We start from the raw sequence: 26,134 nt of genomic DNA on the forward strand, positions 1-26,134 counted from the left end.
TGTTCCTAACCGCGGACACCGGCAGTCAGTACTGCACCTCGAGGGGTATGGGGCTGAGAGGTCGTGGGGTCGGTTCCGCCTTTTAGATCGGTGATTCACCGATCTTTTTTTTGTTATCGATATGTGTATACATTATGCAGTAGCACCCGTTAACAAAAAGGGCACCCTAAGGCGCCCCCTCAAACCGGTCAGGCTGGGACTCAGTCCTGCAACTTGGCCAGGTAGTTAACCAGCTCGCTGAGCTGCTCGGCACTCTCCAGACTGCCCATCTCAACCTGATACTTGCCGTTGACGATCAACGCAGGCACACCACGGATACCGGAGTCGATCTGCTCCTTCTTCCACTTCTTCACCTTGGCGTTCACCATAAAGCTGTTCATCGCTTTATCGTACTTGTCGCCATCAACGCCGTTGTCCACAAACAACTGCTTCACATCGGCACCGGTGGAAAACTGCTTACGGGCATCGTGAATGGCGGAGAACAGGGGAGTCTTCACCTGGTCCCCCACCTTGAGGGTCTGCATTACCGCCAGCGCCTTGGTCATCTCCACCCCCATGGGGCCGCCGATGAAATCGACGTGCTTCTGCTCAAACTTGATCCCCTCATCCAACCCCTTCTTCAGGTTGGGCAGGTGCACCTTCTCGAAGGTGAAACAGTGGGGGCAGTAGAAGGAGAAAAACTCGGTCACCGTAGGCTGGCCCTGTACCTTGGCCTGGCTGACCACCTTGTAGTGGGTCCCCTCTTCAAACTGGGCGGCCATGGCCATGGGGGCCAGCACCAGGGCGAAGAGGATAGCGAATAGTTTCTTCATAATCTCTACTCTGAATCAAAGGGTTAAATTGGCAACTACTGTGCCACAGCCCAGGGCAAACTAATAGCCCGGAGTCAGTGACAGCGCCGGCTCCTGCAGGGCCGCCAGCTGCTCCTTGAGCGCCAGCACCTGCTCCTCCCAGAATCGGCCGGTGCCGAACCAGGGAAAATTGCGGGGGAAGGCCGGATCGCTCCATCTCAGGGTTAACCAGGAGAGGTAGTGGATCATCCTCAGCGCCCGCAGTGGCTCCACCAGCTGTAACTCTGAGTGGTTGAAGTCGCAAAAAGTTTCGTATCCCTCCAGCAAAATGTCCAACTGCATCACCCTTTGACTGCGCTCGCCTGAGAGCATCATCCACAGGTCCTGTACCGCCGGACCGGTTCGGGCATCATCCAGGTCCACAAAGCCCGGGCCATCGGGGGTCCAAAGAATGTTGCCAGGGTGCATGTCCCCATGAAGCCGCTGCTGAGCCTGGTCCCAGGGGGCCTGGGTTACCTGTTCCAGCACCTGATCCAGCACGGTAAAGAAGGCGGTCTCGATGTGAGCCGGCAGCTGCGCCTGGTTCTCCAGCACCTGACGAGGCTGATGGCCATGGGTGTCGATGTTCAGTGGCGCCCTGTGGGCAAACTTGCCCCCCCTGGCCACTTGGTGCAACCGGCCAAGAAACTGTCCCACCTGCTCCAGTTGCTCCAGGTTGTCCACCTCAAACTCCCGGCCACCTATGCTGTCCCACAGGGCAAAGCGGTACCCCTGATGCTCGAACAGGGTCTCGCCATCGATGCGCAATGGGGCGGCCACCGGCACCTCGGCCTCGGCCAGCTCATGGGAAAAAGCGTGCTCCTCCAGGATCGCCGCCTGGGTCCAGCGCTGAGGCCGATAGAACTTGACCACGTAACGACGACCATCCTCCGCCCGGAACTGGTAGACCCGGTTCTCATAGCTGTTCAGCGGCAGCAAGCCGGTCTCGGGGTAGATCCCCATGGATTCCACCGCATTGAGGATGCAGTCCGGTCCCAGGGAGTGAAAATCAAATTGGGCTTGGGTCATTGTTGATTCCAAAGTTGCGCCAGGAAGGCGACGACATCCGCCTCTTCAGGGCGTTCCGCCTCCAACCAGAGACTGTCGCACAAGACCTCATACTGAAGCCGTAGCCGGGCCCCTTCAAACTCCAGGGACCAGCAGTGACGATCCGCCCCCCACTGATGATCGCCGAGGCGACAATCCAGGGCCCGTGCCAACTGCGCGACCAGCTCAGTCAGGCCCGACTCGGCCAGGCTGGTCTGCCAGCTCAGTTGCCCCGCGCCGGCATCGAAGTGAGCGCGGCCTAACTGGAGCAGGAGAGGGTGATGCTGCTGGCCCATGAAGGGGGATCCTCGGTGTAGTGGGGCGTCTCGGGATGGTCATCATAGGGATGACACAGGGCCCGATGCAACTCCATTAACGGCCCGGCGTCATTCCGCTCGGCCGCCTCGATCGCCTGTTGAGCCAGGTGGGTGCGCAACACCACCGCCGGGTTGGCTGCGGCTCGGCCCTGTTGCCAGGCCTCGAGCCCACCGAAGGAGAGGGCTTGCTGGTACTGCTGCCACCATGGCTGCCAGGAGCCATCGGCGCCAAGGCGGGCCTGCAATTCGCCCCCCTCTCGCTGGGGATCCAGTCGGGCAAACAGCCTCAGGGTGGTGTGGTAATCCACCCCACTCCTTTGCATCATCCCCACCAGGCCAGCAATCCTGTCCAGTCTGGGCTGAAGATCACCGTCGCCCTCCAGCCCCAGCCTGGTTTCCATACGCCACAGGTAACGGGCCGTCAGCCGGTTCTGATACAGCTCCAGAGCCAGTGTCATCACCTCGCTGTCCAGGTGGTCACTCAGGGCCAGAGCCAGGCGCTGCAGATTCCACCAGCCGATGCCTGGCTGCTGGTCGAAGGCGTAACGGCCATAATGATCCGAATGGTTGCAGACGAAGCCGGGATCGCAACGGTCCATAAAGGCAAAGGGGCCATAATCGAAGGTCTCCCCGAGCAGGGACATATTATCGCTGTTCAGCACTCCGTGGGCAAAACCCGCCGCCTGCCAGTCGGCGATGGTTTCGGCGGTTCGGCCGGTGACCTCGAGAAACAGGGCTGCCACGGGATCCTGCTGCTGGCGGCACCGAGGGAAGTAGCGCCCCAGAGCGTAATCGAGCAGCGCCTGAAGCTGTTTAGGCTGCTGACTGTGACGGAAGTACTCGAAGTGCCCGAACCGCAAATGGCTGGGCGTGACCCTGACGGTAATGGCCCCCCGCTCCGGCTGCTCGCGGAACACCGGCGTATCTGAGGCCAGCACCGCCAGGGCCCGGGAGGTGGCGATCCCCAGGTGGTGCAGGGCTTCACTGGCGAGAAACTCCCGCACCGCCGAGCGGATCACCGCTCTCCCGTCCCCTCCCCTTGAATAGGGGGTGGGGCCACTGCCCTTGAGGAACAGCTCCCAGCCATTGAGTTCCCCAAGGTGGCAACCCCGGCCATCCCCCAGTCTTGGGGTGTAGCCACCAAACTGATGGCCGGAATAGACCTGGGCGGTAGGCGCCAACGGAAAAGGCCCCTCGCCATTGAGCTGTCGCAACAGTGACTCGCTGCATTCGCCCAGCCCCAGGGTGGTTGCCATCGGCTCACTCCATCCGAGCAAGGTCGGGTTTGCCAAGGGAACCGGCTGGACCTCCTCGGCCAGTCCCGCCACCGCCTGATTGATTCCCGGTGTTAGCTTCAGCACACTTTCTCCCTTATCCCTCTGTCACAATAGCGAGATCTGTTTTCCCAACTGGAATGATCATGACCTCTATCCTGATGGTGGCCCACGACAGCCCCTACGGCTCCGAAAAACTCTACAACGCCCTGCGCATCGCCCTGGCCCTGCAGGAACACGCCGACACCCCGATTCAACAACGCCTGTTCCTGATGTCCGACGCCGTGGGCGCCGCCCTGTCTGGCCAGAACACCCCGGATCTCAGCTACCACATCGGGCAGATGCTGGAGCTGCTGATGGCCCAGGGCGTACCGGTCAGCCTGTGCAAAACCTGCGTCGAAGCCCGTGGCATCTCCGAAGAGCGACTGATACCCGGGGTGAAGATCGCCACCCTGGTGGAGCTGAGCCAGTGGACCCTGGACAGCGACAAGGTGATCCATATTTGATCCCCTTCGCAAATCTGACCCAAGGCTGTAGAGGCATTGTCGATGCTTTTTTAAGATACCACCATACCTGAGCAATGAACCGGGGTATTGGATGAAAAGCGAGTTTCTGACCGGGCGGCTGGCCCGTGAATACCAGACCATGGCCAAGATGACCCGCCTCTATTGCCGGCGCAACTGCAGCGACAGCTCGCCGCAATCCGGCCTGTGTCCCGAGTGCGGCGAGCTGCTGGCCTACGCCGAAAAGAAACTGGACCGCTGTCCCTATGGCGCAGAAAAGCCCACCTGTGGTCACTGCCCCATCCACTGCTACAAGCCCGCCCAACGCCAGCAGGCCAGGGTGATCATGCGCTACGCCGGCCCGCGGATGATCCTGCGCCACCCGGTGGCCGCCATCCAGCACATTGCCGACAGCCGCCGGCCCGTGCCTGAGCGGCCCCCCATGCAAGCCAACCGCCGTCGACGCAGTCGCCCCAGGCCGCTGCAGCCATGATACGAAAAGGGCGCCACACGGCGCCTTTTTGCCCAAAGCACCCAGCCCGCTGCCGAGCACTGATCGGCGTCATCAACCCAACGTGAATGCATCAGCCTTTCACCGGGGCACGCATAGGGTCGCCCTGACTCTTTAATCCTTAAGCAAAAATCCCCCTGTCGCCCCTACTCTGAGGCGACAGATTTGGGTAAGCTCAACGGCAACAATCACAACAAGGACACGACCCATGAAGAGAGGATGGCTCCCCGCGGCAATCGCGGCGGCCCTGTTTGCCCAACCCGCCCTGGCCGAGCGTCACCACGACATCACCCTGGACGACTTTTTCACCATCGACGGCATGAGCCAGGTGCAGCTGAGTGCCGATGGCAAGCAGGCGGTCTGGGTCCAGAGCTACTGGGACGAAGCGGCCGACAAAAGCCTCAACGACCTGTGGCGGGTGCAGCTGGGCAGCCAGATGCCCGAGCGCCTCACCTTCACTCCCGAGCGCGAGTCTCAGCCGCGGATCGACGCAGCCGGCAAGTACCTCTACTTCCTGAGGGCGGAGAAACGCGGCGAGGGTAAGCAACCTCCCTACAACGGTAAGTCCCAGGTGTTCCGCATGCCTCTGGCCGGTGGCGAAGCGGTCCCTCTGACCCGCGAAGTCAAGGGCGTGCGCCACTTCGAACTGGCGGGCGGCCAGCTGTGGTTCACCGGAGTTCGTGACCATACCGAACAGGACGCCTTCACCGCGCACCGCAGTGCCAATAAGGGACCGGACTACGGCCACGGCACCGTCAAGGTAAACCCTCTCTACAAGCTGGACCTGCAGAATTTCCGCCAGGAACTGGTGCTGGACGACGATAAGGTGGTGTGGGACTTCGACATCAGCGCCGACGGCAAGCGTCTGGCCCGGGTCACCACCACAGACAACGAGCTGATCTTCCTCGAGGGCTGGTCCAGCGTAGAAGTGTATGACATCGCCAAGGGCAGCAACGTTGTCCTGGAGGACAGCGCCTGGCGTGAGCAGGCTCCCTCTCCATACGGCTGGCTAATGCACCCCAAGTGGAGCCCGGATGGTGACAAGCTGGCCTGGCGCATCGACTTCGATGGCCACCCGGGTCAGATGTTCATCGCCCAGCTGGATGATGAGATGAAAGTGGAGTGGCAGCTGGACATGAAGCGGCCCGGCAAAGCCACCCTCAACGGCAGCGACAGCCAGTGGCTGCCCGGATCCGACGAGCTGTGCTACCGCGGGGCCGAACAGGGCTCGGTCAAGCTGTTCTGTACCGACATCGACGACGGCAAACAGGGCAAGACCCGCACCCTGACCAGGGGTGACTATGTGGTTGGCAGCTACGCCTTCGATGGCCGCGGCAAGACCATGGTGATGAGCAACAACGCCCTGGACCACTTCTATGACCTGTACCAGGGCAAAGTGGGCAAGACCCCGCACCGGGTGACCAACATCAACCCCCAGGCCGACGACTGGAAGCTGCCTCAGATCAGCCGCTACCAGTGGACCGCCCCCGATGGCAGCACCGTCGAGGGGATTCTGGAGCTGCCTCCGGGCTACAAAAAAGCTGACGGCCCTCTGCCTCTGGTGGTGCAGATCCACGGCGGCCCGACCGCCGCTACCCCCTACGCCCTGGCGCACCGCTCCTACGGGCGCGCCACCTTCGCAGCCAAGGGCTGGGCACTGCTCTCACCCAATTACCGAGGCTCCACCGGCTACGGTGACAAGTTCCTGGTGGATCTTATCGGCAACGAGCACGACATCGAAGTGAAAGACATCGAGGCCGGTGTGGACGCCCTGATCAAAGAGGGGATCGCCGACGGTGACAAACTGGCGGTAATGGGCTGGAGTAATGGCGGCTACCTGACCAACGCCCTGATCAGCACCAACACCCGCTACAAGGCGGCCAGCTCCGGTGCCGGCGTATTCGATCAGCGCCTGCAGTGGTTGCTGGAGGACACCCCGGGCCACGTGCTCAACTACATGGAAGGGCTGCCCTGGGAGAAGCCTGACGCCTACACCCATGGTTCCAGCCTGAGCCACGCCGGCAACATCCGCACGCCCACCCTGATCCACATGGGTGAGAACGACGAACGGGTGCCCGCGCCTCACGCTAAAGGTCTGTACCGCACCCTGCGCCATTACCTGAATGTGCCCACCGAGCTGGTGATCTACCCAGGTGAAGGCCACGGCCTGAGCAAGTACTCCCACCGCAAGACCAAGATGAGTTGGGATCTGGCCTGGTTCGAGCACCATGTGCTGGGCAAAGAGCAGAAATAACTGATCTTTTAAAAACTGGGGAGCCTGTTGGCTCCCCTTTTTTGTACTCTGAATCTCGGATTGACGCAGCAGAACGCTGTGCACTCATCCGCCGCTGGCCGGTTGAGGCCAGACAGTCCCGGCAGGCCACTGCATCTGGAGACCGCCCGATGTGAGCTGGTCAGAGGCGAAAAGGCTCAGACGTCGCCAACCGGGCATTCCGTTTCAGGTATTGGGGATGAGGTGACGGCTGACCGCCAGGGTCTCGGAGGGGGTTTTACCCAGGGTGTATCGCCCGGCCACGGCAAATTGCTGATTGTATCTGGCCAGCCACTCATCCAGCTTCTGCTGGAGCGGCACCAGCTCTTCATACCTCTGCGCCTTGAACAGGGGCTCGTAAAGCTCATTCCAGATCAAGGTATGGAATCGGGCACCCAGGCCGTTAACGACAGGGCCGTTGTAGGCTCGCATATGGATGTGGTTGCACCCCAGTTCGGCGATCGCCTCCTGGTAAGGCACACTTTTGCCGCCGAAAAACTCAGCGCCCTTGTCGGTCAACAGGTTGGTAATGGGCAGGCTGTGCTGGCGATACCAAGGGGCCACCCGATTCAGCAGGAAGTCGCTGGCGGCGGCGGAGTCGTTGCTGGTGCTGATCCAGGCATGAGCATACTGGCTGTAGGCATCGATGAAGCTGTGCTGATACAGCATGCCCAGACCACCAATCTCCCCCAGCTTGAAGGTATCCTGTACGCACACTTCCCCCGGGTAGCGGCACTCCCCCCCCATCTGATCCTGCTTCAGCTCATCGAGCGCTTCCGCTTTACGGCGAGCGTCGGAGTCCAGCTCTTTGCGCTGGTCCAGGGCGTTCTGCAAAGCCAGCAGCCGATTCTTCTTGGTTTCCAGGTTGTGGCGGACCCAGATGGCACGTACCCCAGACGGGGAGATGGTGCATCCCCGGGCGGTGAGCAGTTCAGCGGCCCTGGCCTGACCATAATTGGGGTAATCCAGTGCAATATCAATCACCTGGGACTCCACTTCCGGGGAGACCCGGTTCTTCATTGCCGGCTTCTTTCGGGAAAGGTTTTTGAGACCCTGCTCTCCCGCCTTCTCATACTGACGCTTAAAGCGGTAGTAACTGTCCCGGCTGTAACCCATGATGTCACAGGCACGGCTGATGCTGCCCAGTTCCTTCGCAAGCTGCAGCAGAGCCAGCTTGCTTCGAATGTCGCCACTGCTTTTTCTGGTCACGGAAGTGCCACTGATTTGTTGCAAGTGAGTTCGAGGTTACCAGAAAACGCCATTGGGAGTGTAGCCCAACCATTTGAACCAGGTTTCTCCGAGTAACACACTGTTAATTCAGCCGATCATCAGCATGGTGAAGCCAAATTTAAAGGTATCGGACAGGCTGTAGTGATCGGTGGAATAGAGCAGCAGTGCCGGCTTGCTGTTGGAGAGGAAACGCATAGATATGCTCCAACAACCCGCTTTCCCCCTTTGATGATGTCAGGTCGCCATTGCACCCTTCTGGGTGCATTTTCCCGATGGGTCTCCACCTCAGGAGCCCAATAGCAGCTTCACCGCAATGGACCACATCAGCGCCCACACCAACAGGTCGATGACACGCCACACCTTGGGGGAGGAGAGCACCGGTGCCAGCTTGGCCGCTCCTAGGCTGAGGCCCACAAACCACAGGGTGGAAGCGGTCACCGTGCCCGCATAGAAGGACCAGCGAGCCTCACCAAACTGGGCACCGATGGAGCCGAGCAGCACCAGAGCATCCAGGTAGACATGGGGGTTAAGCAGGGTCACCGCCAGGGTGGTGCCCAGGACTTTACGGCGACTGGCCAGGGCCTCACCGGCCTGCATCCCCTGCTGGCCGCTGAGGGCACGGCGCAAAGAGCAAAAACCAAACCACAGCAGGAAGAGCGCACCGCCATACTGGGTCAGTGCCATCAGCTGTGGGGTATCGGTGATCAGCGCACCAACACCGGCCACCCCCAGACCGATAAGCACCACATCCAGCAGGGTGCAGGTCAGGGCCACCATCAGATGATACTGACGCTTCAACGCCTGACTGAGCACAAAGGCGCCCTGGGCACCGATGGCCATGATCAACCCTGCCCCAACTCCCAAACCATTGATGTATGCCGATACCATCTTCCACTTTCCTGAACTGCTTGTGACTCGTTGGCTGGGATTGTAGGCTGGAGAGATAATTAACAAAAATTAATAGTGCTAATCAAATATTAGCGGAGCTAATTAACAAATGCTGGATTACAAACTGCTGGAAGCGATGGCGTCGGTCGCCCGCCTGGGAAGCTTTGATCATGCCGCCAAGGAGTTGGGCCTGACCCAGTCAGCGGTCTCTCAGCGGGTCAAGCTGCTGGAACAGCGCCTGGGTCAACCCTTACTGGTGCGGGCCCACCCCATACGCCCCACGCAAGCTGGCCTGGCACTGATGCGCCATCAACAGCAGGTTGTGATGATGGAGTCCACTTTGGCCGCCAGCCTGACCGAGGAGCAGGATGACAGTCACACCCCGGTTCGCCTGGCAGTCAATGCCGACAGCTTGGCCACCTGGCTGACCCCGGCATTGGCGCAGCTGTACCAGAAGCATGGCGTACTCGCCCAACTGACGGTGGAGGATGAGGAACTGACTCTGGAGCGCTTGCGTGGCGGCGAGGTGGCGGGCTGTATCGCCTCCCACGCCCGAGCCGTACAGGGGTGTCGCTCTCACCGACTGGGGGCCCTGCGTTATCGGTTGATGGCGACGCCCGCCTTCGCCGAAACGCATTTCACCGAAGGTGTCACCGAAGAGGCTCTGATCGCCTGTCCAACCCTCACCTACGGCCGGGACGATGAACTGCTTAACCGCTTCTTCGCCCGCCACCACCCCCAGGTCGCTGGCCGACCTCCCCATCACCAGCTTCCCTCCTCTCAGGGGTTTGTGGATGCGGTGCTGCTTCATATGGGGTATGCGTTATTGCCAGAGCTTCAGGTCGAGGAAGCGCTGTCACGGGGAAAGCTCCGGCTGTTGTCCGATGCCCACATTGATGTCCCCCTCTACTGGCACAGCTGGCGTCTGCAGAGCCCGGTGATGGAGACCGTGGGTCAGGTTCTCAGCGCAGTGGGGAAACAGCGGCTGATTCAATAGACACCAAAACCGACAGCAGACATAAAAAAAGGGGCCTTCAGGCCCCCATTGTCTCGGTGTCAATCCGCTTAGAAGCGGTAGGTGGCCTGCACACCGGCCAGCCATACGTCACCGGAGATCTCTCCTTCGTAGACGGCAACCGCCTGCTCGCTCAGGGCTACGCTCTCGGTGATGGGGGCATCGCCATGAGACTTGATGTAGGTCAGAGACATATCCAGGGTCAGATCCTTGGACGCCTGATAGCCGGCGCCAAAGGAGAACCACAGACGATCGGAGTCCGGGATGCTCAGGGTGCGGTGCTCGTCGTCTACCGCAGTCTTATCCAGGGCAACACCGCCACGCACCAGCCATTGGCTGTCCAGCTGGTAGGTGGCCCCCAGGGCAACACGCCAATTGTCCTTGAAGTTCTCCTCCTTCAGCAGATTGGACGGCTCACCCGGGAAATCCACCACCAACTCTTCGAAGGCGCTCCAATCGGTCCAGTTGATGGAGCCGTGAACGGACAGGGCTTCGGTCAGCTGATGCACGCTGGACAGCTCGGCGAAGGCGGGCAGAGGCAGCTTGAGGCTGCCCTCTTTGCTCTGGCCGGGCATCATCCCGAAGGCCAGGCCCTCGGCGTCGCCCTCCAGCTTGAGTTCCACCTCTGAGTGGTAAGCCAGGCCGATGCGATGACCCTTGGCCGGCTCCCAGGTCATGCCCAGCTGGTAGCCCCAGTCGACACCGTCACCCTCAACGGATTTCAGCTTGGCCCCGGCGGGCAGGCCGAAGTTAGGGCCCCAGTTCGGCACCGTACCTTCAACTTTGCCGTCACCGTAGACGATGCGCAGGCCCAGGCCCACGGCCAGGGTATCGCTCAGCTTGTACGCCACGTTGGGCGCCAGCTCCACCGTGGTGATCTGGGTGTCAGAACCAAAGATCGCCGCTTCATGGGTGTCGGGCAGTTCGGTGGCAAAACCGTAGTTGGAGGTCAGGGCCAGGCCGATGGCCCAGTCATCACTGAGACGGTTGCTGTAGTAGAAGTTGGGGACCCACTGTGCCGGCGCAACATCATCGGCGTTGGCTGAGGTGGAGAAGCCCGCGGCCGGAATGGAGGTGGTACCTTCCACATCGATATTGGGATCCACATAGATGAGACCTGCGGAGACCTGCTGACCCTCCAGCTGCATCAGCAGGGCGGCATTGCGCCCCTGGGCGGAGGCGTTGTCGGCGATGGCGGCTTCGCCGGCGAAAGCACGACCCAGGCCAGTGGCGGAATACTCAGCCAATTGGAAACCGGCGGCATGAACCTGGCCGGCGAGGGCGCCAGCCACCAGGGCAGCAACTACACGAATCTTCATACTTTCCCCAAAATCTTCGGTGTGGATATTATTAGTCGCCGCCATATTAGGGGGAGGAAAAAATAGTGCAATTACTCCAGTGAGAAAAGCATAAAAACCCTGGTTCACTGGCAAAACGCGGATGATCAATCGAGACAACACCCTGCCATTCGGGACTTTCGGCGCACAGGGGTATACAGCTGTACCCTAACTCAGATGAAAAACCCGATCGCCGAAACAAATAAAATCATTAATATCAGTCACATAAACACCAATGAAAAGTTTGGCCATGCAGGCTCAAAAAAACAAAGTCAGCCAGTGGATCTCACTGGCAGACTTTGAACCATTAGGCTCGCCCATTTAACTCATTGACAAAAAAGGATTTACACTGGTCGGAGCTGTTAAAAGTCACCATTTTCAGCGTACAACCGATCACTGTCTCCAGGCGGGCAGGTGGGCTTCATGGTCGGCAATGGCCCCATCATGGGCCAGCGTCAGGCCAATGGCGTCCAGACCATTGAGCAGGTTGTGCCTGGCATCGGCGTCGATCTCAAAGCTGAAGCGGTGCTCACCACAGCAGACCTGACACGCCTCCAAATCGATCGTCACCGGATGCTCTGAACAGGCCTCCATCAACGCCTCCACCTGCGGTTGAGGCAGGGTGATGGGCAGCAAGCCATTGTTGATGGCGTTCTGATAGAAGATGTCCGCGAAGCTGGGGGCGATGATCGCCCTCAGCCCAAAGTCCGCCAGTGCCCAGGGAGCGTGTTCCCGGCTGGAGCCGCAGCCGAAGTTCTCTCCCGCCAGCAGCACACTGGCACCACTGCCCGGCTGCCGATTCAGTACGAACTCCGGGTTGGGCTGGGTGCCCTCATGGTCCAGATAGCGCCAGTCATGAAACAGGTGGACGCCGAATCCTTCGCGAGTCACCTTGGCCAGGAACTGCTTAGGGATGATCTGGTCGGTATCGATGTTGGCACGATTGAGTACCGCGGCCACCCCAGAGTGTTGAGTAAATGCTTGCATGGGCTTCTCCTAGAGGTCGCGGATGTCGACGAAATGACCGGCGACCGCCGCGGCGGCGGCCATGGCCGGGCTGACCAGGTGGGTACGACTGCCTCTGCCCTGGCGACCCTCGAAGTTACGGTTGGAGGTGGAAGCGCAGCGATCCCCCTGCTCCAGCCTGTCATCATTCATTCCCAGGCACATGGAGCAACCCGGCAGGCGCCACTCGAACCCGGCCGCAACGAAGACCTTATCCAGGCCTTCCGCCTCAGCCTGCGCCTTCACCAGGCCGGAGCCTGGCACCACGATGGCATCCACACCAGAGGCCACCCGCTTTCCCTCGACCATGGCGGCGGCCGCACGCAGGTCCTCGATGCGGGAGTTGGTGCAGGAACCGATGAACACCTTGTTGATCGCCACCTGGGTCAACGGAGTGCCGGGCTGCAGGTCCATGTAGGCCAATGCCTTCTCGGCGGCGGAGCGACTGACCAACTCATCGAAGCTGTCCGGTGCGGGCACCGGCTGATCGATGGCGATCACCTGACCCGGATTGGTGCCCCAGGTGACCTGGGGAGCGATCTCATTGGCCTGCAACACCACCTCGGCATCGAAGCGGGCGCCGGCATCGCTGTGCAGGCTTTGCCAAAACGCCACCGCCTGCTCCCAGGCCTCTCCCTGAGGCGCCATGGGGCGCCCCTCAAGATAATCGAAGGTCGTCTGGTCCGGGGCCACCAGCCCCGCCTTGGCCCCCAATTCGATGGCCATGTTGCACACGGTCATCCGCCCCTCCATGGAGAGATCGCGAATCGCCTCACCACAGAACTCCACCACATAGCCGGTGCCGCCACCATGGCCAACCCGACCGATGATCGCCAGTACGATGTCCTTGGCGGTAATACCCGCCGCCACCTTGCCCCGCACCTCGATGCGCATGGTTTTGGCCCGACGCTGCCTCAGGGTCTGGGTGGCCAGCACATGCTCCACCTCAGAGGTGCCGATGCCGAAGGCCAGGGCACCAAAGGCGCCATGGGTGGCGGTGTGGGAGTCGCCGCAAACGATGGTGGTGCCCGGCAGGGTAAAGCCCTGCTCCGGCCCCATCACATGGACAATCCCCTGATTTTGATGGTGAATGTCATACAGAGTGATGCCGAACTCTTGGCAGTTTCGCTGCAGAGTTTCCACCTGAGTGCGCGCCAGAGGGGGCAGAGCCTCGATGGAACGGGTGCGGGTGGAGGTATTGTGATCCATGGTGGCCAGGGTACGGCCGACCGCCCTGACCTTGCGCCCCGCCTGTCGCAGGCCGTCGAAGGCCTGGGGTGAGGTCACCTCATGGACCAGGTGGCGATCGATGTAGAGCAGCGGCGTCTCTTCGGCCGGCACCTCGATGGTGTGACTGTGCCAGATCTTGTCATAGAGGGTCTGTGCCATGTCGTCTCCTTAAGCGATGTAGGCGGCGATGGCATCGCCCATTTGTGCGGTGGTCAGGGCCTGGTCGCGACGCTCCTCGGGCAGCAACTCGGCGGTAAAGCGTCCTTCGGACAACACCCTGGCCACGGCGGCATCAATGGCATCGGCGGCTTCCGCTTCCCCAAGACTGTGGCGCAGCATCAACGAGGCCGAGAGGATCTGGGCCACCGGATTGGCGATGCCCATACCGGCGATGTCCGGGGCGCTGCCGCCGGCGGGCTCGTAGAGACCAAAGCCGGACTCGTTGAGGCTGGCGGAGGGCAACAGGCCCATGGAGCCGGTGATCATCGCCGCTTCGTCGGAGAGGATGTCACCAAACAGGTTAGAGCAGAGCATGACGTCGAAGTCGAAGGGGCGACGCAGCAACTGCATGGCGGCGTTATCGATATAGATGTGCTCCAGCGCCACATCGGGGAAGTCTTCGGCAACGGCGTTGACCTCCTCCCGCCACATCACCGAGCAGGTCAGCACATTGGCCTTGTCCACAGAGGCCACCTTGCCACGGCGCTTGCGGGCCGACTCGAAGGCCAGGCGGGCAATGCGGCGAATCTCATGGCGGCTGTAGGTCATGGTGTCGAAGGCGGTCTCCTGATCCCCTTCCCCTCGACGCCCTTTGGGCTCGCCAAAGTAGATGCCACCGGTGAGCTCACGCACCACCAGCAGATCCATCCCCTGGGCACTGATGTCCGCCCTCAGGGGAGAGAGCGCCTCCAGGCCCGGGTGGATCTGAGCCGGCCTCAGATTGCAAAACAGGCCAAAGTGGCCGCGCAGAGGCAGCAGAGAGGCGCGCTCTGGCTGCTCGCTGGGGGGCAATCCCTCCCACTTGGGACCGCCGACGGACCCAAAGAGGATCGCCTGGGCCTGCTCGCAGGCCGCCAGGGTCTGCTCGGGCAAGGCCTTGCCGTGATTGTCGATGGCGGCACCGCCGATGTCACAGTGGGTGGTCTCCAGCTCAAAGCCGAACCGCGCCCCGGCGACCGTCAACACTTTCATCGCCTCGGCCATCACTTCGGGACCGATGCCGTCCCCGGCCAATACTGCTACGGGATACTGCCTGCTCATGCTTCCTCCAAAATCTGCTGCTTCTTCTTCTCAATCTGTTGCTGGCGATGGATCAGGTTGTAGACCCGAATCAGGGCGATGGCCGAGGACTCAATGATGTCGGTGGACAACCCCATGCCATGGAAGGTACGCCCTTCGCACTCGGCGGTAATGTCCACCCTGCCCAGGGCATCGTGGCCGCCTCCTTCTGCGCCAATGTGGTAGCTCTTGATCGCCAGCTGGCGTCCTGTGGCCCGGGCGATCGCCTTGTAGGCGGAGTCCACCGGACCGTTGCCGGTAGCCGCCTCGGTCACCGTATCCTCGCCAATCTGCATCTCGACGGAGGCGGTGGCGAAGTGGCTGCTGCCCGCCTGAACGTTCAATTGGTTGATGCGGTAATGCTCCTCATCTTCGCGCTGATTTTCGAAGAACAGCAACGCCTCCAGATCGTAATCAAACACCTGGCCCTTCTTGTCCGCCAGGGCCAGGAAGCGTTCATACAAAGTATCCAGGTCATACTCAGCATCGGTGTAGCCCATCTCCGACATGCGATGGCGGATGACATGACGACCGGATCGGGAGGTCAGGTTGAGGTTGTTGCGCCCCAGGCCGATGGACTCCGGGGTCATGATCTCGTAGGTGTTCTGACTCTTGAGTACCCCATCCTGATGGATGCCGGAGCTGTGGCTGAAGGCATTCGCGCCGACGATCGCCTTGTTGGACTGAATTGGCATATTGCACAAGCGACTGATGGCCTGACTGACCCGGTGGATCTCCTGAGGGTTAGCGCCCACCTCCAACCCGAATCGGGCCGCCCGGGTCTTGAGGATCATGATCACCTCCTCAAGGGCAGCGTTACCGGCACGCTCTCCAATGCCATTGATGGTGCCCTCCACCTGGCGGGCGCCGGCTTCGACGGCGGCGATGGAGTTGGCCACCGACAAACCCAGATCGTCGTGACAGTGGACGGAGATCACCGCCTGATCGATGTTGGGAACCCGCTCAAACAGGGTACGGATGATGCCGCCGAACTCGGTCGGAGTGGTGTAGCCCACGGTATCGGGAATATTGACCGTCGAGGCACCGGCACGGATGGCGGACTCCACCATGCGGCACAAATTGTCGATGGGGGTCCGGCCGGCATCCTCACAGGAGAACTCCACATCGTCAGTGAAGCGACGGGCGTAACGCACCGCCTCCACCGCCATCTCCTCCACCTGGGAGAAATCCCGGCGCAACTTACTCTGCACATGGATGTCCGACGTGGAGATAAAGGTGTGGATACGGAACTGATCCGCCACCTTGAGGGATTCGGCAGCGGCATCGATGTCGCCCTTCACCGCCCGGGACAGGGCACAGATACGGCTGTCCTTGATGGTGGCGGCGATCTGCCTGACCGACTCGAAATCGCCCGGAGAGGAGACAGGAAAGCCCGCCTCGATGATGTCGATCCCCATGCGTTCCAGAGCGCGGGCAATCTGCAACTTCTCATTTACCGACAAGCTGGCTGCCAGCGCCTGCTCACCGTCCCTCAACGTAGTATCAAACAGGATTACCCGTTCACTCATATTGCCTCCATGACGACCTGGCCCTGAGCGCGGGCATAAAAAAACCCGCGCATACAGCGCGGGTTCTAATGCTCGAGTCGTACCGTTTTCAGTCCACGACCAAGCCGCCCGCGCAGCGTCCTGCTAGGGTTAGGCTAATTAGTAGGTTGGACTGAAAAACGTTGTACATAAATGGATTCTTTTTTCGTGGTTACGAAGTGACCTAACTATGACCGCAACCCGGAGGGGATGTCAACCCCTGAATACACAATCACTCCAAGGTGATTTTTATGCAGTCAGCAGTGGTTATTGTGCGACCTGGATCAGCCTCTATCTTGCTTCTCCTTTACCCCGCCTTAACAGAGGTCTTATCCTATACCCCTTCTGACCCCAAGATACTGGCCTGATGCCCGCACTGTTAAGGATAACCCTCTGGCTGCTGCTGATTTTGAACTGCCCTCAGGCAGCAGCCTATGACCTCAGCCAACGCCTCGATGAACTGACTCTCGAGGTGCAACTATCTACGCCTGGGGCCTACGCCAAACTGGACAGACTGGGCGCGCGAGTTCTCACTGCAACCCCACTGCAACAGATGCGCTGGCATGTATTGAGGTGCGAAGCCGCCATCAGTAATCAATCTCTGTCTGAAGCTCAACAGGCGATAAACAGCGGACTCGCGGTTGCCGAGAAACTCAAGAAACCTCAGTTGATTGCTTACATGAATGCCTGTGAAGCCAATAACCTGATGATGCTGGGTAAATACGATCAAGCCCTGGAAACCATCAACAAGGCTATCCACGGTGCAGGGGCTGGCCATGCCATGGGCCTCAGCCTGATGAGGCGGGCCGACATCTACGCTGACCAAGGGGATCTGGAAGCCGCCTTGGATGACCTCCATCAAGCATTGACGTGGATGGAGAGCACTCACGACAGGATGCCTATCTATCAACCCCATCCTGCCCTTATCTCCTACTCTCTAGCTCGAACCTACTACTATCTGGGTGACTCACTGAGAAGCGACGCCCTGTTTGAACAAGCCATACAACAAGCTCCTCAGGGCTCAACCTTGAGCTGGATCATTCAGGTAAACCATACGTTCACTCTGATGCAGCAAGAGCGATATCAGGATGCCAGAGCACGAATGGAGCAGCTGGAAAAACTGGTCCCGACTATGGATGAGTTGGCCCAAGCCAGATTCAACCTGCTCTTTTCCAAGCTCTCCCTGAAATTGGAGCGTTACTCCGACGCCTATAACTACGCCAACCTGGCACTGGGCATGTTCAGTGACCTGGCCATGGATGAACGCCAGGCCAGAGCACGTTCTTTCCTTGCCGAAGCAGCTTTTCATCTAGAGAGATTTGAAGAAGCTAACTACCAACTGAAACTTGCCAGAGAGCGCTTCACACTGGAGCAGGATGCCAGAGTCTTGACCGAACTCGACTGGATCGAGTCTCAGGGAGAGGCTCTACAGGGCAATTATCAACGTGCCTATAAGCTTCAACTCAGGTATCACGACGCCTATGCAGATCAACAGGAAAATCTGCGCAAAGAAGCTCTGCTCCAGCAAAAAGTACAATTAGATCAAAAGATCGATCGCAACCGGGCACAGCTGGCCACCCAGTCCTCATCCTACTTCAAACTGCACAACCAGCTGATGGTGTGGCAGGTGGTGGCCTCCCTCAGCCTGCTGCTATGGCTTATCTGGCTGCTGTTCCGACTCACCAGCAGCAAGCAGATCCCCTCCCTGCCTGACAACGATGACCACCTGGATTGGCGCACCCGACTGGAGCGGGCACTGGCCAGTACCGACAGGACTCTCCCGGTGGTGAAATTTGTCTGGGAGGGCAGTGGGCTTAGCGACAAGCTGCGCAAACGAATCCGAAACAAGGACATTAGAATCAACGACTTGATGATTGAGTGTGGCGATCGACAGCTGCTGATTCTGCTGGTGGACGCCAACGAGGCGGAAGCGGAAAGACTCAGATACCGTCTCAGCCGCAACCTGGCGGAAGCGGGTCACAGCAACATCTCTACCGGGGTGGCCCGGACCCACCCTCTGGATCAGGCGGACTCACTGCTGGCCAGACTGGAGTGCAATCAGATTCAGCACAGCCTGATGCTGTCGGAAAACGTCATTCGTCCAGATAAGCCACAATGGCGTCGATGAAGGCCTCACCATAACGCTCCAGCTTCTTGGCCCCCACACCGTTGACCCTCAATAACGCCCACTCGGTGGTGGGCATTTCGCTGGCCATCTCGGCCAGGGTCGCGTCTGAGAAAACCTGGTAGGGCGGGATGCCGGCCTCGTCGGCCAACTCCCTTCGCAAGGTTTTCAGCCTGGCAAACAACCGCCTGTCGTAGTTCTGTGGCAGCAGACGACTGCGTCCCCGCTTGGGCTTGGCCAGCACCACTCTAGGCTCCGCCAACTCCAGGCTCTGCTCGCCCTTGAGCACCGCCCGGGCAGCCGCATTCAGCGTCAAGGCCATGGAGCGGGTGATGTCCTGATTCACCAGCCCGTGGTGAACCAGTTGCCGCAGCACCGACAACCAGTGATCACTGGACCGCTCTGAGCCGATTCCCCAGGTTGAGAGCTTATCGTGCCCCCGCTCCACCACCGCATGGCCCTTGCTGCCCCTGAGTACCTCGATCACATGCCCCATGCCAAACCTCTGATTGACCCGATAGATGCAACTCAGGGCCTTACGGGCTTCCTCGGTGGCATCGTAGCGTTTGGGCGGATCCAGGCAGATATCACAGTTGCCACAGGCCTGATGAGCGGGCTCGTCAAAGTAGTTGAGCAGAACCTGGCGGCGGCAGGTCTGCGCCTCAGCAAAGGCGGCCATGGCGTTGAGTTTGTGGATCTCCACCGGGTTGGGTTCCCGCTCTCCGCTCTCCAGCAGCTGGCGCACCCGGGCGATGTCGCCCGGATCAAACAGCATCAGGGCTTCCGCCTCCAGGCCATCCCGGCCGGCACGGCCTGTCTCCTGATAGTAGCTCTCGATCGATTTCGGCAGATCCCAGTGCACCACGAATCGCACATTGGATTTGTTGATCCCCATGCCAAAGGCCACGGTGGCCACCACGATGTCGATCTTCTCCCTCAGGAAAGCGTCCTGCACCTGGTGACGCAGCCCGGACTCCAAACCCGCGTGGTAGGCCTCGGCGGCCACCCCTTCCTTGCGCAGCTTGTCGGCCACCTCCTCCACCCGGCGACGGCTGCCGCAATAGATGATGCCAGCATTGCCCTTCTGCTGTTGCAGAAAGGTTTTCAGCTGGGAGAAGGGGCTCAGTTTATCCATCACGCTGTAACGGATATTGGGTCGGTCGAAGCTGGCCAGATGCTGATGAGGCTGAGTGAGGCCGAGCTGTCGCAGGATGTCCCTGCGGGTGGCTTGGTCGGCGGTGGCGGTCAGGGCTACCATGGGCACCGAAGGGAAGCCGGATTTCACCTCGCCCAGGCGGGCGTACTCGGGACGAAAATCATGCCCCCACTGGCTGATGCAGTGAGCTTCATCCACAGCAATCAGTGACAGGGGCCATTCCCGCAGCCTGGCCATCATATCCGGCGCCAACAGGCGTTCTGGGGAGAGATAGACCAGCTTGATCTGGCCATCACGAATCGCGGCCAGGCTGGCCAGCCACTCCTCCCGACTCAGGCTGGAGTTCAGGGCAACCGCCCCGACACCCAACTGGCGCAGCGCATCCACCTGGTCTTTCATCAGTGACAGCAGGGGAGAGATCACCACGGTCACACCGGGAAGTAACAGCGCCGGCAGTTGGTAACAGAGGCTCTTTCCACCGCCGGTGGGCATGATCACCAGGGCATCCCGGCCAGCACAGAGCTGCTCCACCACCTGCTGCTGGCCCGGGCGAAACCCACGGTACCCAAACACCTGTTGCAGCAACTGCAAGGCAGGCGCGGCGCTGACGTCGCGATCTTCTGGGCTCAGGGTGATGTCCATGGGGCTCGGCACGGGATAAAAGGGCCGCCATTGTAATGCAACTGGCGCCCTCTGTCTGCCACCCACTGGCAGTTGTGTCTGTCAACAGATGGTGCTTTGATAACCGAGCAGGAATTATAGGGCGTGTTCAGGAAGAGCAGGAGAAATCAACATGGAACTGACCCAGGCCCAGGCGCTGGAGTATCTCAGGGATCTGTTTGCCAACCGGTTACCCTTCCATCAGCTGATGGGCATCGAACTGCATCAGCAACGGGACGGCGCCATCGAGCTGCAGCTGCCGATGCGACCCGAACTGGTGGGTAACCCGGCCCAGCAGATCCTCCACGGGGGCGTGACCGCCACCCTGTTGGACGTAGTTGGCGGGCTGACGGCGTTCAGTGCCGTCCTCAAGACCCGAGACAGCTGGCCCGAGGAGCTTCTGGCCAGGAGGCTGAAAAACCTGGGCACCATCGATCTTCGCGTGGATTATCTTCGCCCCGGCCGGGGCGCACTTTTTGTGGCCTCAGGCACGGTCATTCGTGCGGGCAACAAGGTGGCCGTGGCCCGGATGGAGCTGCACAATGAAAAGGGCAGCCATATCGCCTTCGGCACCGGAACCTATCTTGTGGGTTAGGGCTTGATGGGTGCATAATATCGCCCCGCTTTGGGGATTCACCCTTTTCCAGATTCAGGTCCGCCATGCAAAACCAGGAAATGCGTCAGGGCGTCATCTTCGCCCTGATGGCCTACTCCATGTGGGGATTCGCCCCGCTCTACTTCAAAGCCATTGCCGCGGTTCCCGCCACGGAGATCCTGATGCACCGGGTGATCTGGTCCTTCGCCCTGATGGCTTTACTGGTGGCCTTCACCGGACAGTTGGGTGCGGTCCGACAACTTCTGCGCAACCCCAAGCAACTCTGGACCCTGGTGGCCACCGCCATACTGGTGGCGGGAAACTGGCTGATCTTCATTTGGGCGGTGAACTCCGGACGCATGCTGGAGGCCAGCCTGGGCTACTTCATCAACCCTCTGGTCAATGTGGGTCTGGGGATGCTGTTCCTGGGAGAGCGCCTTCCCAAGATGCAGTTAGCCGCTGTTGGCCTGGCCGTCATCGGGGTGGCGGTGGAACTGATTCAGTTTGGCTCCCTACCCTGGATCTCTCTGGCTCTGGCCGTCAGCTTCGGCCTGTACGGGTTGCTGCGCAAGAAGGTGGCACTTCAGTCGGTGACCGGCCTGTTTGTGGAAACCAGCCTGATGCTGCCGGTGGCACTGCTGTTCTGGTGGCAACTGGACAGCCCCACCGCCGATCTGACCAGCAACGGTCTGCATCTGAACCTGCTGATCCTGGCCGCCGGGGTGGTCACTACCTTGCCGCTGCTGGCCTTTGCCGCCGCCGCAGTGAGAATTCCCTTCTATATGCTTGGCCTGTTCCAGTACATCGGCCCCAGCCTGATGTTCGTTCTGGCCACCACCCTCTATGGGGAAACCCTGGAACCGGCGATGCTGACCACCTTCTGCTTTATCTGGGCAGCCCTGCTGATGTTCACCCTGGATCTCTGGCGCCGCTCCCGCGCCAAAGCGGTTACCGCCTGATCAAAGAAAAGCCCGCAGAATGCGGGCTTTTCTTTGATTTATGGATGGTTGCCAAGTCTAGACCAGCTCGGGATCCGCCAGTTTGCGATAGCTCTCCAGCGCCCCCCGGTGTTCGCCCAGCTGCTCCTGCAGCTCGGCCAACTGCGAGTAGCGATAGCGGGTGGGCGCCAGCTCAATCGCTTTGCGCTGATACAGCTTCGCCTGCTTGTACTGACGGCTCTGACGACTCAGGTTGGCCAGACAATCCCAATAGTCCGGCATCTGTGGGGCACTGTAGTCGCGCTCCAGCAGGTGCACCAGCGACTCGCCGGCATCCTCACTGCACAGGGGCAACAGCTCCAGAAGGGTCGCCTGAGGCGCCTTCTTGTTCAATTGCGTCAGCAGCGCCTTGCGCGCCTCGGTAGGCTGCTGGAAACGAATCAGTCCCTGAACATAACTCTCCACCAGGGGATCCTGACGGCGTCGCCGCTTGGGCAGTTGTTGCCAGCGCTCATTGAGCGCCTCCAGGGTATGGCAGGCCTCCAGAGCGCCGCTCTCGATCTGTACCGGCAGTTGCTCCAGGGTCTCCGCGTCCAGCACCTTATGTTTGGTCAGTGCCGGGGCGATTCTGGCCACGGCATCCCAGTCCCGCTGACGCAGGAACAGCTCATGAGCCAGCTTCAGCACCGTGGGCCTGTTTCTCAGACTGGCAGAGAGTGACTCCAGACATTGCCTTGCACTGGCCAGCTCCCCGTCCTGAATCAGGTAGCGGATGCGCGCGATATTCACCGCGGCTTCACTGCCGGCAAAGCTCTGTGCCTGGGAGAGGAAGGCTTCCACCTGCTCACTGTGTCCCTGGTGATGGGCGGCCCGGGCGGCGGCCAGGTAGTTCACCAGAGGCAATTCGCCCGCATCGGCCCCCTTGGCCATGGTCTGCTCCGCCTTGGACCAGTTCTCCTCGGCCAGGGCCAGCGCCCCCTCCAGGGTAAACTTACGAGACTTACGCTGACGCCAGCGTCTGGGCAGAGAGCGGGTCAGGCCGGCGGTTCGAAGCAGCTTAACCAGCAACCATTCGATCAGTTGCAGCAGGGCAAACCCCACCAGCAGCAGCAATACCGCCGCCACCACAGAGGTCTCGATAGTGTATTCGCCGATGGCAACCAGCAGATACCCTTTGTTCTCAACCAGCTTGGGGCCGGCGATGGCGCCGGCGAGAACGATCAGGGTATAGATCAGCAGCCTAATCATCCCTTGTTCTCCCGCCCCAGCCTGTCCTGAACCAGAGCCTCCAGCAACGGCTGGCTCGCCAGGGAGTCGGGCAGACGACTGCCCAGTTCCGTGCGCTGCAACTCACCCAGGCTGGTGAGCGCCGCTTCGATGGTGGCGTCATCCCGCTTGAAGTAGGTCTCCACCCAATCCGCCGCAGTGGACAACGCCTTGCGATAGGCATCGGTGTGGCCGTGGTAGAGCGCCAGTTGGGCCTGCATCAGCTTGCCTTTGAGGTGCTCCCTCAGGTACCACTCCTGCTCTGGCGCCAACAGAGGCTGCAGCTCGCCCTGACGGCGACGAATGGTGATGAAATCATCCACCAGGGCGTTCCAGCTCTTGGCCAGGTTGCTTTTCCAGTCGCTCACTGAGTCACTGGGGGAATCGCTCACCTCGGTCTGGGCCAGATCCGGCAGCTCAACCCGGTTCAGCAGCCAGCGATCCACAGAGGTAATCAGAGATTCGATGGTCAGCGCGACCCCGGCCAGATCCTGCCTGGGCAGTCCCTGCAGTGCGGTGATGTCATCCCGCAGTGCCTGGCGCACCGGGGTCAGGGCTTCATCCCTCATCAGGTTCAGGCGCCGGTCGGCATCTTTGAGCAGGGCGACGGCGGTGGCCACATCCTGTTCGAGCCATAACTTTCGGGCCGCCATCTGCACCAGATAGTCGGACTCGGCCAACAACCAGTCTCTGGGCTGACGCTCCCTGGCTTTGGCCAGTTCGCCCTGAAGCCCGGTGACCTGCTTCACCAGCTCCTGCTGCTGTCGGTCCTGCTCCACCAGGCGCTGCTCCAACTGGTTTCGCTCCGCCCCCATTCGGCTGCGCAACTCATCCAGCTTGCCCGACAGAGATTGAGACTGCATCAATTGGGTCTGACGCTGCTGCCCCTGCCATACGGTGTATCCCACGGCGGCGGCAGCAATCAGCAACGCCACAACGGCCACCATCAACGCCGGGCCCTGGCCTCCACTCTCACGGGGACGCTCTTCTGAAGGAGATGAAACAGCTTGCACCGCCTTGGTCTCAGGCTGAGTTTTCGGCTTAGGTTTGGGATTGGCCTGGGATTTCGTCTCGGGCTTGGACTCTACCGAGTCTGTCTCTACCTTGGTCGCAGAGGCCGGGCTCTCGGCGGGCGCCTTGGCCGGTGCCTTGGCGGCACGGCCACGGCCCTTGGTCGCAGCACGGGCTGCGGGCTTGTCCACCGGCTCTTTGTCGGCCTCAACGGAAGTGGGCTCATTGAGAGTGGATGGATCCTGTTCGGCAGGTTGGGCGCTGGGAGAGCGAGGATCTTTGGGCTTCTTATCCATTACTGACGGTTCTTCCAGTTGGCTATCGACTCAAGGATAGCGTCATCTCCTGCACCGCCGGTGACCAGGGTATGATGACAACCCAGTTTTCGGGCCGCATCGGCCACCCGTTCCACGGGCACCAGCCACAACTGCTGGGTCAACCAGCCATGCTGGTGTTCCGGCAGCAGGGTAAAGAGGTTATGCAGAATTTCGACACTGGTAGCCAGTATGGCGTTTACGCCGTCCCGTTGCCAGCTTTGCGCAAGATCTAATCCATTTAATTTAGGCAGTTGTCGACGATAAACCTGCCAGTAGCACACCTGTGCCCCCTCTCGATTCAACCGGTTAGCCATCGCCTCCCGTCCGCCATTGCCCCGCACGATAACGAAGCGCTTCCCGGCAACCTGCGCCATCACAGGCAGGGTCCAGATCCCTTCGGTGGTTTCGTTGTCGGCGGGAGCGGTGAGCGGGGCCAGCCCCTGGGCACGCAGGGCGGCGGCGGTGGCGCCACCAACGGCCAGATAGGTGATCTTCGGCCAGGAGCCCACCAGAGGAGCGGCGTGATTCACCGCATTGGCGGAGACAAAGAACGCGGCGTCGGCACAAGCCAGGGGAGAGGGTTGCGGCGAAGGTTCGGCAACAATCTCCACCATGGGGCAGCAGCTGGCCTGCCACCCCACCGCCGCCAGCTTCCCTGCCAGCGGCTCGTTGCGACCCGCTGGGCGGGTCAGCAATATGTGCATCAGGCCTCCCCGTACACCTCTTTCAGGATGACGCCGGCACCGGCATCCAGCAGCTTGTCTGCCAGTTCGATGCCCAGGGCCTCGGCGTTCTCCTTGTTGCCGCGAACTTCGTCGCGCAGCAGCAGGCTGCCGTCAGGCTTGCCGACCAGGCCACGGAGCCAAAGCTCATCGCCTTCGAGCTCGGCATAGGCACCGATCGGCACCTGGCAGCCGCCTTCCAGACGAGTGTTCATCGCACGCTCGGCAATGACCCGGGCGCGGGTTTGGGGGTGCTCCAGTACGGACAGCAGCTCCAGCAGCTCGGCATCTCCCAGGCGGGCTTCGATGCCCACGGCACCCTGACCATTGGCAGGCAGAGACTGCTCGCTCTCGATGAAGCCGGTGATGCGGTGTTCGAACTCAAGACGCTTCAGACCAGCAGCCGCCAGGATGATGGCGTCATAGTCACCGGCGTCCAGCTTGGACAGTCGGGTGTTGACGTTGCCACGCAGGTCGCGAATCTCCAGGTCCGGACGCAGTTCACGCAGTTGGCACTGACGACGCAGGCTGGAGGTACCGACAACGGCCCCCTGAGGCAGCTCTTCCAGGCTCTGGTAGTTGTTTGATACGAAGGCATCGCGAGGATCTTCACGCTCGCAGATGGTGGTCAGGCCCAGGCCCTCAGGGAAGTCGACGGGCACGTCCTTCATGGAGTGAACGGCGATGTCGGCGCGTCCTTCCAACATGGCCACCTCCAGCTCCTTGACGAACAGACCCTTGCCGCCAACCTTGGCCAGGGGAGTGTCGAGAATCTTGTCACCCTTGGTGGACATCGGCAGCAGGATCACCTCCAGCCCGGGGTGTGCTTTCTCCAGCTCAGCCTTAACAAACTCCGCCTGCCACATGGCCAGGGGACTCTTGCGGGTGGCGATACGAATCTCTTTGCGTGCCATAACTCTCGGTATCCTCAAACTAATCACCGGCTCAGCAACGGGCCGAAACCGTCAAAAATTGCGCTCATGTTGCCAGCATTTCGCCGGGCATAAAAGCTACTGCGCCTGTCAGACCTCTATTTCCCCGCCGGAGTTCCGGAAAATTG

23 protein-coding genes are annotated in these 26,134 nt (G+C 60.6%); 7 read left to right on the top strand and 16 right to left on the bottom strand.

All coding sequences use genetic code 11. The features are described from left to right. Nucleotides 1–200: 200 nt before the first annotated feature. From G505_RS0100995 to G505_RS0101010, 4 genes are read right to left on the bottom strand one after another with little or no spacing between them, the layout of a single operon-like run. The gene (locus G505_RS0100995) at nucleotides 201–812 is read right to left on the bottom strand and encodes a thiol:disulfide interchange protein DsbA/DsbL (protein ID WP_028107890.1); all 612 of its coding nucleotides are present in this window, start codon (nucleotides 810–812) and stop codon (nucleotides 201–203) included. A 60-nt stretch (nucleotides 813–872) separates the two neighbouring features. Next, nucleotides 873–1,859, bottom strand: a complete 987-nt coding sequence (locus G505_RS0101000) for a serine/threonine protein kinase (RefSeq protein WP_028107891.1) — start codon at nucleotides 1,857–1,859, stop codon at nucleotides 873–875. Continuing rightward, nucleotides 1,856–2,173 (bottom strand): DUF3630 family protein, encoded by a 318-nt coding sequence (locus G505_RS22220; protein ID WP_051215776.1) that lies wholly within the window; start codon nucleotides 2,171–2,173, stop codon nucleotides 1,856–1,858. The genes G505_RS0101000 and G505_RS22220 overlap by 4 nt, the downstream gene beginning before the upstream one ends. After that, nucleotides 2,137–3,555, bottom strand: coding sequence for a protein adenylyltransferase SelO (locus G505_RS0101010; RefSeq protein ID WP_245568313.1), 1,419 nt, complete (start codon nucleotides 3,553–3,555; stop codon nucleotides 2,137–2,139). The genes G505_RS22220 and G505_RS0101010 overlap by 37 nt, the downstream gene beginning before the upstream one ends. Nucleotides 3,556–3,614: 59 nt before the next feature. Between G505_RS0101010 and G505_RS0101015 the strand changes: the two genes are divergently transcribed. The 3 genes from G505_RS0101015 to G505_RS0101025 all read left to right on the top strand — a co-directional run bounded on the left by G505_RS0101015 (nucleotide 3,615) and on the right by G505_RS0101025 (nucleotide 6,736). Further along, a complete protein-coding gene (locus G505_RS0101015; RefSeq protein WP_028107893.1) occupies nucleotides 3,615–3,974 on the top strand; it encodes a DsrE/DsrF/TusD sulfur relay family protein in 360 nt (119 codons plus the stop codon). 91 nt (nucleotides 3,975–4,065) lie between these two features. Then, on the top strand, nucleotides 4,066–4,464 hold the full coding sequence (locus tag G505_RS0101020; protein ID WP_028107894.1) for a nitrous oxide-stimulated promoter family protein: 399 nt from the start codon (nucleotides 4,066–4,068) through the stop codon (nucleotides 4,462–4,464). 226 nt (nucleotides 4,465–4,690) lie between these two features. After that, nucleotides 4,691–6,736, top strand: a complete 2,046-nt coding sequence (locus tag G505_RS0101025) for a S9 family peptidase (RefSeq protein WP_028107895.1) — start codon at nucleotides 4,691–4,693, stop codon at nucleotides 6,734–6,736. Between the two features lie 204 nt (nucleotides 6,737–6,940). On the opposite strand, the gene G505_RS0101030 is transcribed toward G505_RS0101025, so the two are convergent. Together G505_RS0101030 and G505_RS0101040 are read right to left on the bottom strand one after the other, a co-directional pair. Further along, entirely contained in the window at nucleotides 6,941–7,963 is a 1,023-nt protein-coding gene (locus G505_RS0101030; protein WP_051215800.1) for a helix-turn-helix domain-containing protein, read from the bottom strand. Nucleotides 7,964–8,269: 306 nt separating this feature from the next. After that, nucleotides 8,270–8,872, bottom strand: a complete 603-nt coding sequence (locus G505_RS0101040) for a LysE/ArgO family amino acid transporter (RefSeq protein ID WP_028107897.1) — start codon at nucleotides 8,870–8,872, stop codon at nucleotides 8,270–8,272. Nucleotides 8,873–8,981: 109 nt separating this feature from the next. Here G505_RS0101040 and G505_RS0101045 point away from each other — a divergent pair, with 109 nt between their 5' ends. Beyond that, nucleotides 8,982–9,869, top strand: a complete 888-nt coding sequence (locus G505_RS0101045; RefSeq protein ID WP_028107898.1) for a LysR family transcriptional regulator ArgP — start codon at nucleotides 8,982–8,984, stop codon at nucleotides 9,867–9,869. A gap of 68 nt (nucleotides 9,870–9,937) precedes the next feature. Here G505_RS0101045 and G505_RS0101050 read toward each other — a convergent pair whose 3' ends face one another. The 5 genes from G505_RS0101050 to leuA form a co-directional block, all read right to left on the bottom strand. Next, the gene (locus G505_RS0101050) at nucleotides 9,938–11,206 is read right to left on the bottom strand and encodes an outer membrane protein transport protein (protein ID WP_028107899.1); all 1,269 of its coding nucleotides are present in this window, start codon (nucleotides 11,204–11,206) and stop codon (nucleotides 9,938–9,940) included. A 411-nt stretch (nucleotides 11,207–11,617) separates the two neighbouring features. Beyond that, nucleotides 11,618–12,211 (bottom strand): 3-isopropylmalate dehydratase small subunit, encoded by a 594-nt coding sequence (gene leuD, locus G505_RS0101055; protein WP_028107900.1) that lies wholly within the window; start codon nucleotides 12,209–12,211, stop codon nucleotides 11,618–11,620. Nucleotides 12,212–12,220: 9 nt separating this feature from the next. Then, entirely contained in the window at nucleotides 12,221–13,618 is a 1,398-nt protein-coding gene (gene leuC, locus G505_RS0101060; protein WP_028107901.1) for a 3-isopropylmalate dehydratase large subunit, read from the bottom strand. 9 nt (nucleotides 13,619–13,627) lie between these two features. Further along, nucleotides 13,628–14,719 carry a 3-isopropylmalate dehydrogenase gene (leuB, locus tag G505_RS0101065; protein ID WP_028107902.1) on the bottom strand — a complete coding sequence of 364 codons (1,092 nt, stop codon included), beginning with the start codon at nucleotides 14,717–14,719 and terminating at the stop codon, nucleotides 13,628–13,630. Beyond that, nucleotides 14,716–16,266, bottom strand: coding sequence for a 2-isopropylmalate synthase (gene leuA, locus G505_RS0101070; protein WP_028107903.1), 1,551 nt, complete (start codon nucleotides 16,264–16,266; stop codon nucleotides 14,716–14,718). The genes leuB and leuA overlap by 4 nt, the downstream gene beginning before the upstream one ends. Before the next feature lie 385 nt (nucleotides 16,267–16,651). On the opposite strand from leuA, the gene G505_RS0101075 reads away from it, so the two are divergent. Further along, nucleotides 16,652–18,412, top strand: a complete 1,761-nt coding sequence (locus G505_RS0101075) for a tetratricopeptide repeat protein (RefSeq protein ID WP_028107904.1) — start codon at nucleotides 16,652–16,654, stop codon at nucleotides 18,410–18,412. On the opposite strand, the gene recQ is transcribed toward G505_RS0101075, so the two are convergent. Next, nucleotides 18,378–20,207 carry a DNA helicase RecQ gene (gene recQ, locus G505_RS0101080; protein ID WP_028107905.1) on the bottom strand — a complete coding sequence of 610 codons (1,830 nt, stop codon included), beginning with the start codon at nucleotides 20,205–20,207 and terminating at the stop codon, nucleotides 18,378–18,380. The two genes, G505_RS0101075 and recQ, sit on opposite strands and share 35 nt — an antisense overlap. Nucleotides 20,208–20,358: 151 nt before the next feature. Here recQ and G505_RS0101085 point away from each other — a divergent pair, with 151 nt between their 5' ends. After that, nucleotides 20,359–20,820 (top strand): thioesterase family protein, encoded by a 462-nt coding sequence (locus G505_RS0101085; protein ID WP_157508942.1) that lies wholly within the window; start codon nucleotides 20,359–20,361, stop codon nucleotides 20,818–20,820. Nucleotides 20,821–20,885: 65 nt separating this feature from the next. Further along, complete coding sequence (gene rarD, locus G505_RS0101090; protein WP_028107907.1) at nucleotides 20,886–21,779, top strand: EamA family transporter RarD; 894 nt, start codon at nucleotides 20,886–20,888, stop codon at nucleotides 21,777–21,779. A 57-nt stretch (nucleotides 21,780–21,836) separates the two neighbouring features. Here the strand turns inward: rarD and G505_RS0101095 are convergent, their stop codons facing one another. The 4 genes from G505_RS0101095 to hemC are packed head-to-tail and all read right to left on the bottom strand — an operon-like array spanning nucleotide 21,837 to nucleotide 25,988. Then, complete coding sequence (locus tag G505_RS0101095; protein WP_028107908.1) at nucleotides 21,837–23,006, bottom strand: heme biosynthesis HemY N-terminal domain-containing protein; 1,170 nt, start codon at nucleotides 23,004–23,006, stop codon at nucleotides 21,837–21,839. Further along, nucleotides 23,003–24,331, bottom strand: coding sequence for a uroporphyrinogen-III C-methyltransferase (locus G505_RS0101100; protein WP_028107909.1), 1,329 nt, complete (start codon nucleotides 24,329–24,331; stop codon nucleotides 23,003–23,005). Before G505_RS0101100 ends, G505_RS0101095 begins: the two co-directional genes overlap by 4 nt. After that, the gene (locus G505_RS0101105) at nucleotides 24,331–25,056 is read right to left on the bottom strand and encodes a uroporphyrinogen-III synthase (RefSeq protein ID WP_028107910.1); all 726 of its coding nucleotides are present in this window, start codon (nucleotides 25,054–25,056) and stop codon (nucleotides 24,331–24,333) included. The genes G505_RS0101100 and G505_RS0101105 overlap by 1 nt, the downstream gene beginning before the upstream one ends. After that, nucleotides 25,056–25,988 (bottom strand): hydroxymethylbilane synthase, encoded by a 933-nt coding sequence (hemC, locus tag G505_RS0101110; protein WP_028107911.1) that lies wholly within the window; start codon nucleotides 25,986–25,988, stop codon nucleotides 25,056–25,058. The genes G505_RS0101105 and hemC overlap by 1 nt, the downstream gene beginning before the upstream one ends. Nucleotides 25,989–26,134 lie beyond the last annotated feature (146 nt).

This window comes from Ferrimonas futtsuensis DSM 18154, from assembly GCF_000422645.1.
GTDB classification, from domain to species: domain Bacteria; phylum Pseudomonadota; class Gammaproteobacteria; order Enterobacterales; family Shewanellaceae; genus Ferrimonas; species Ferrimonas futtsuensis.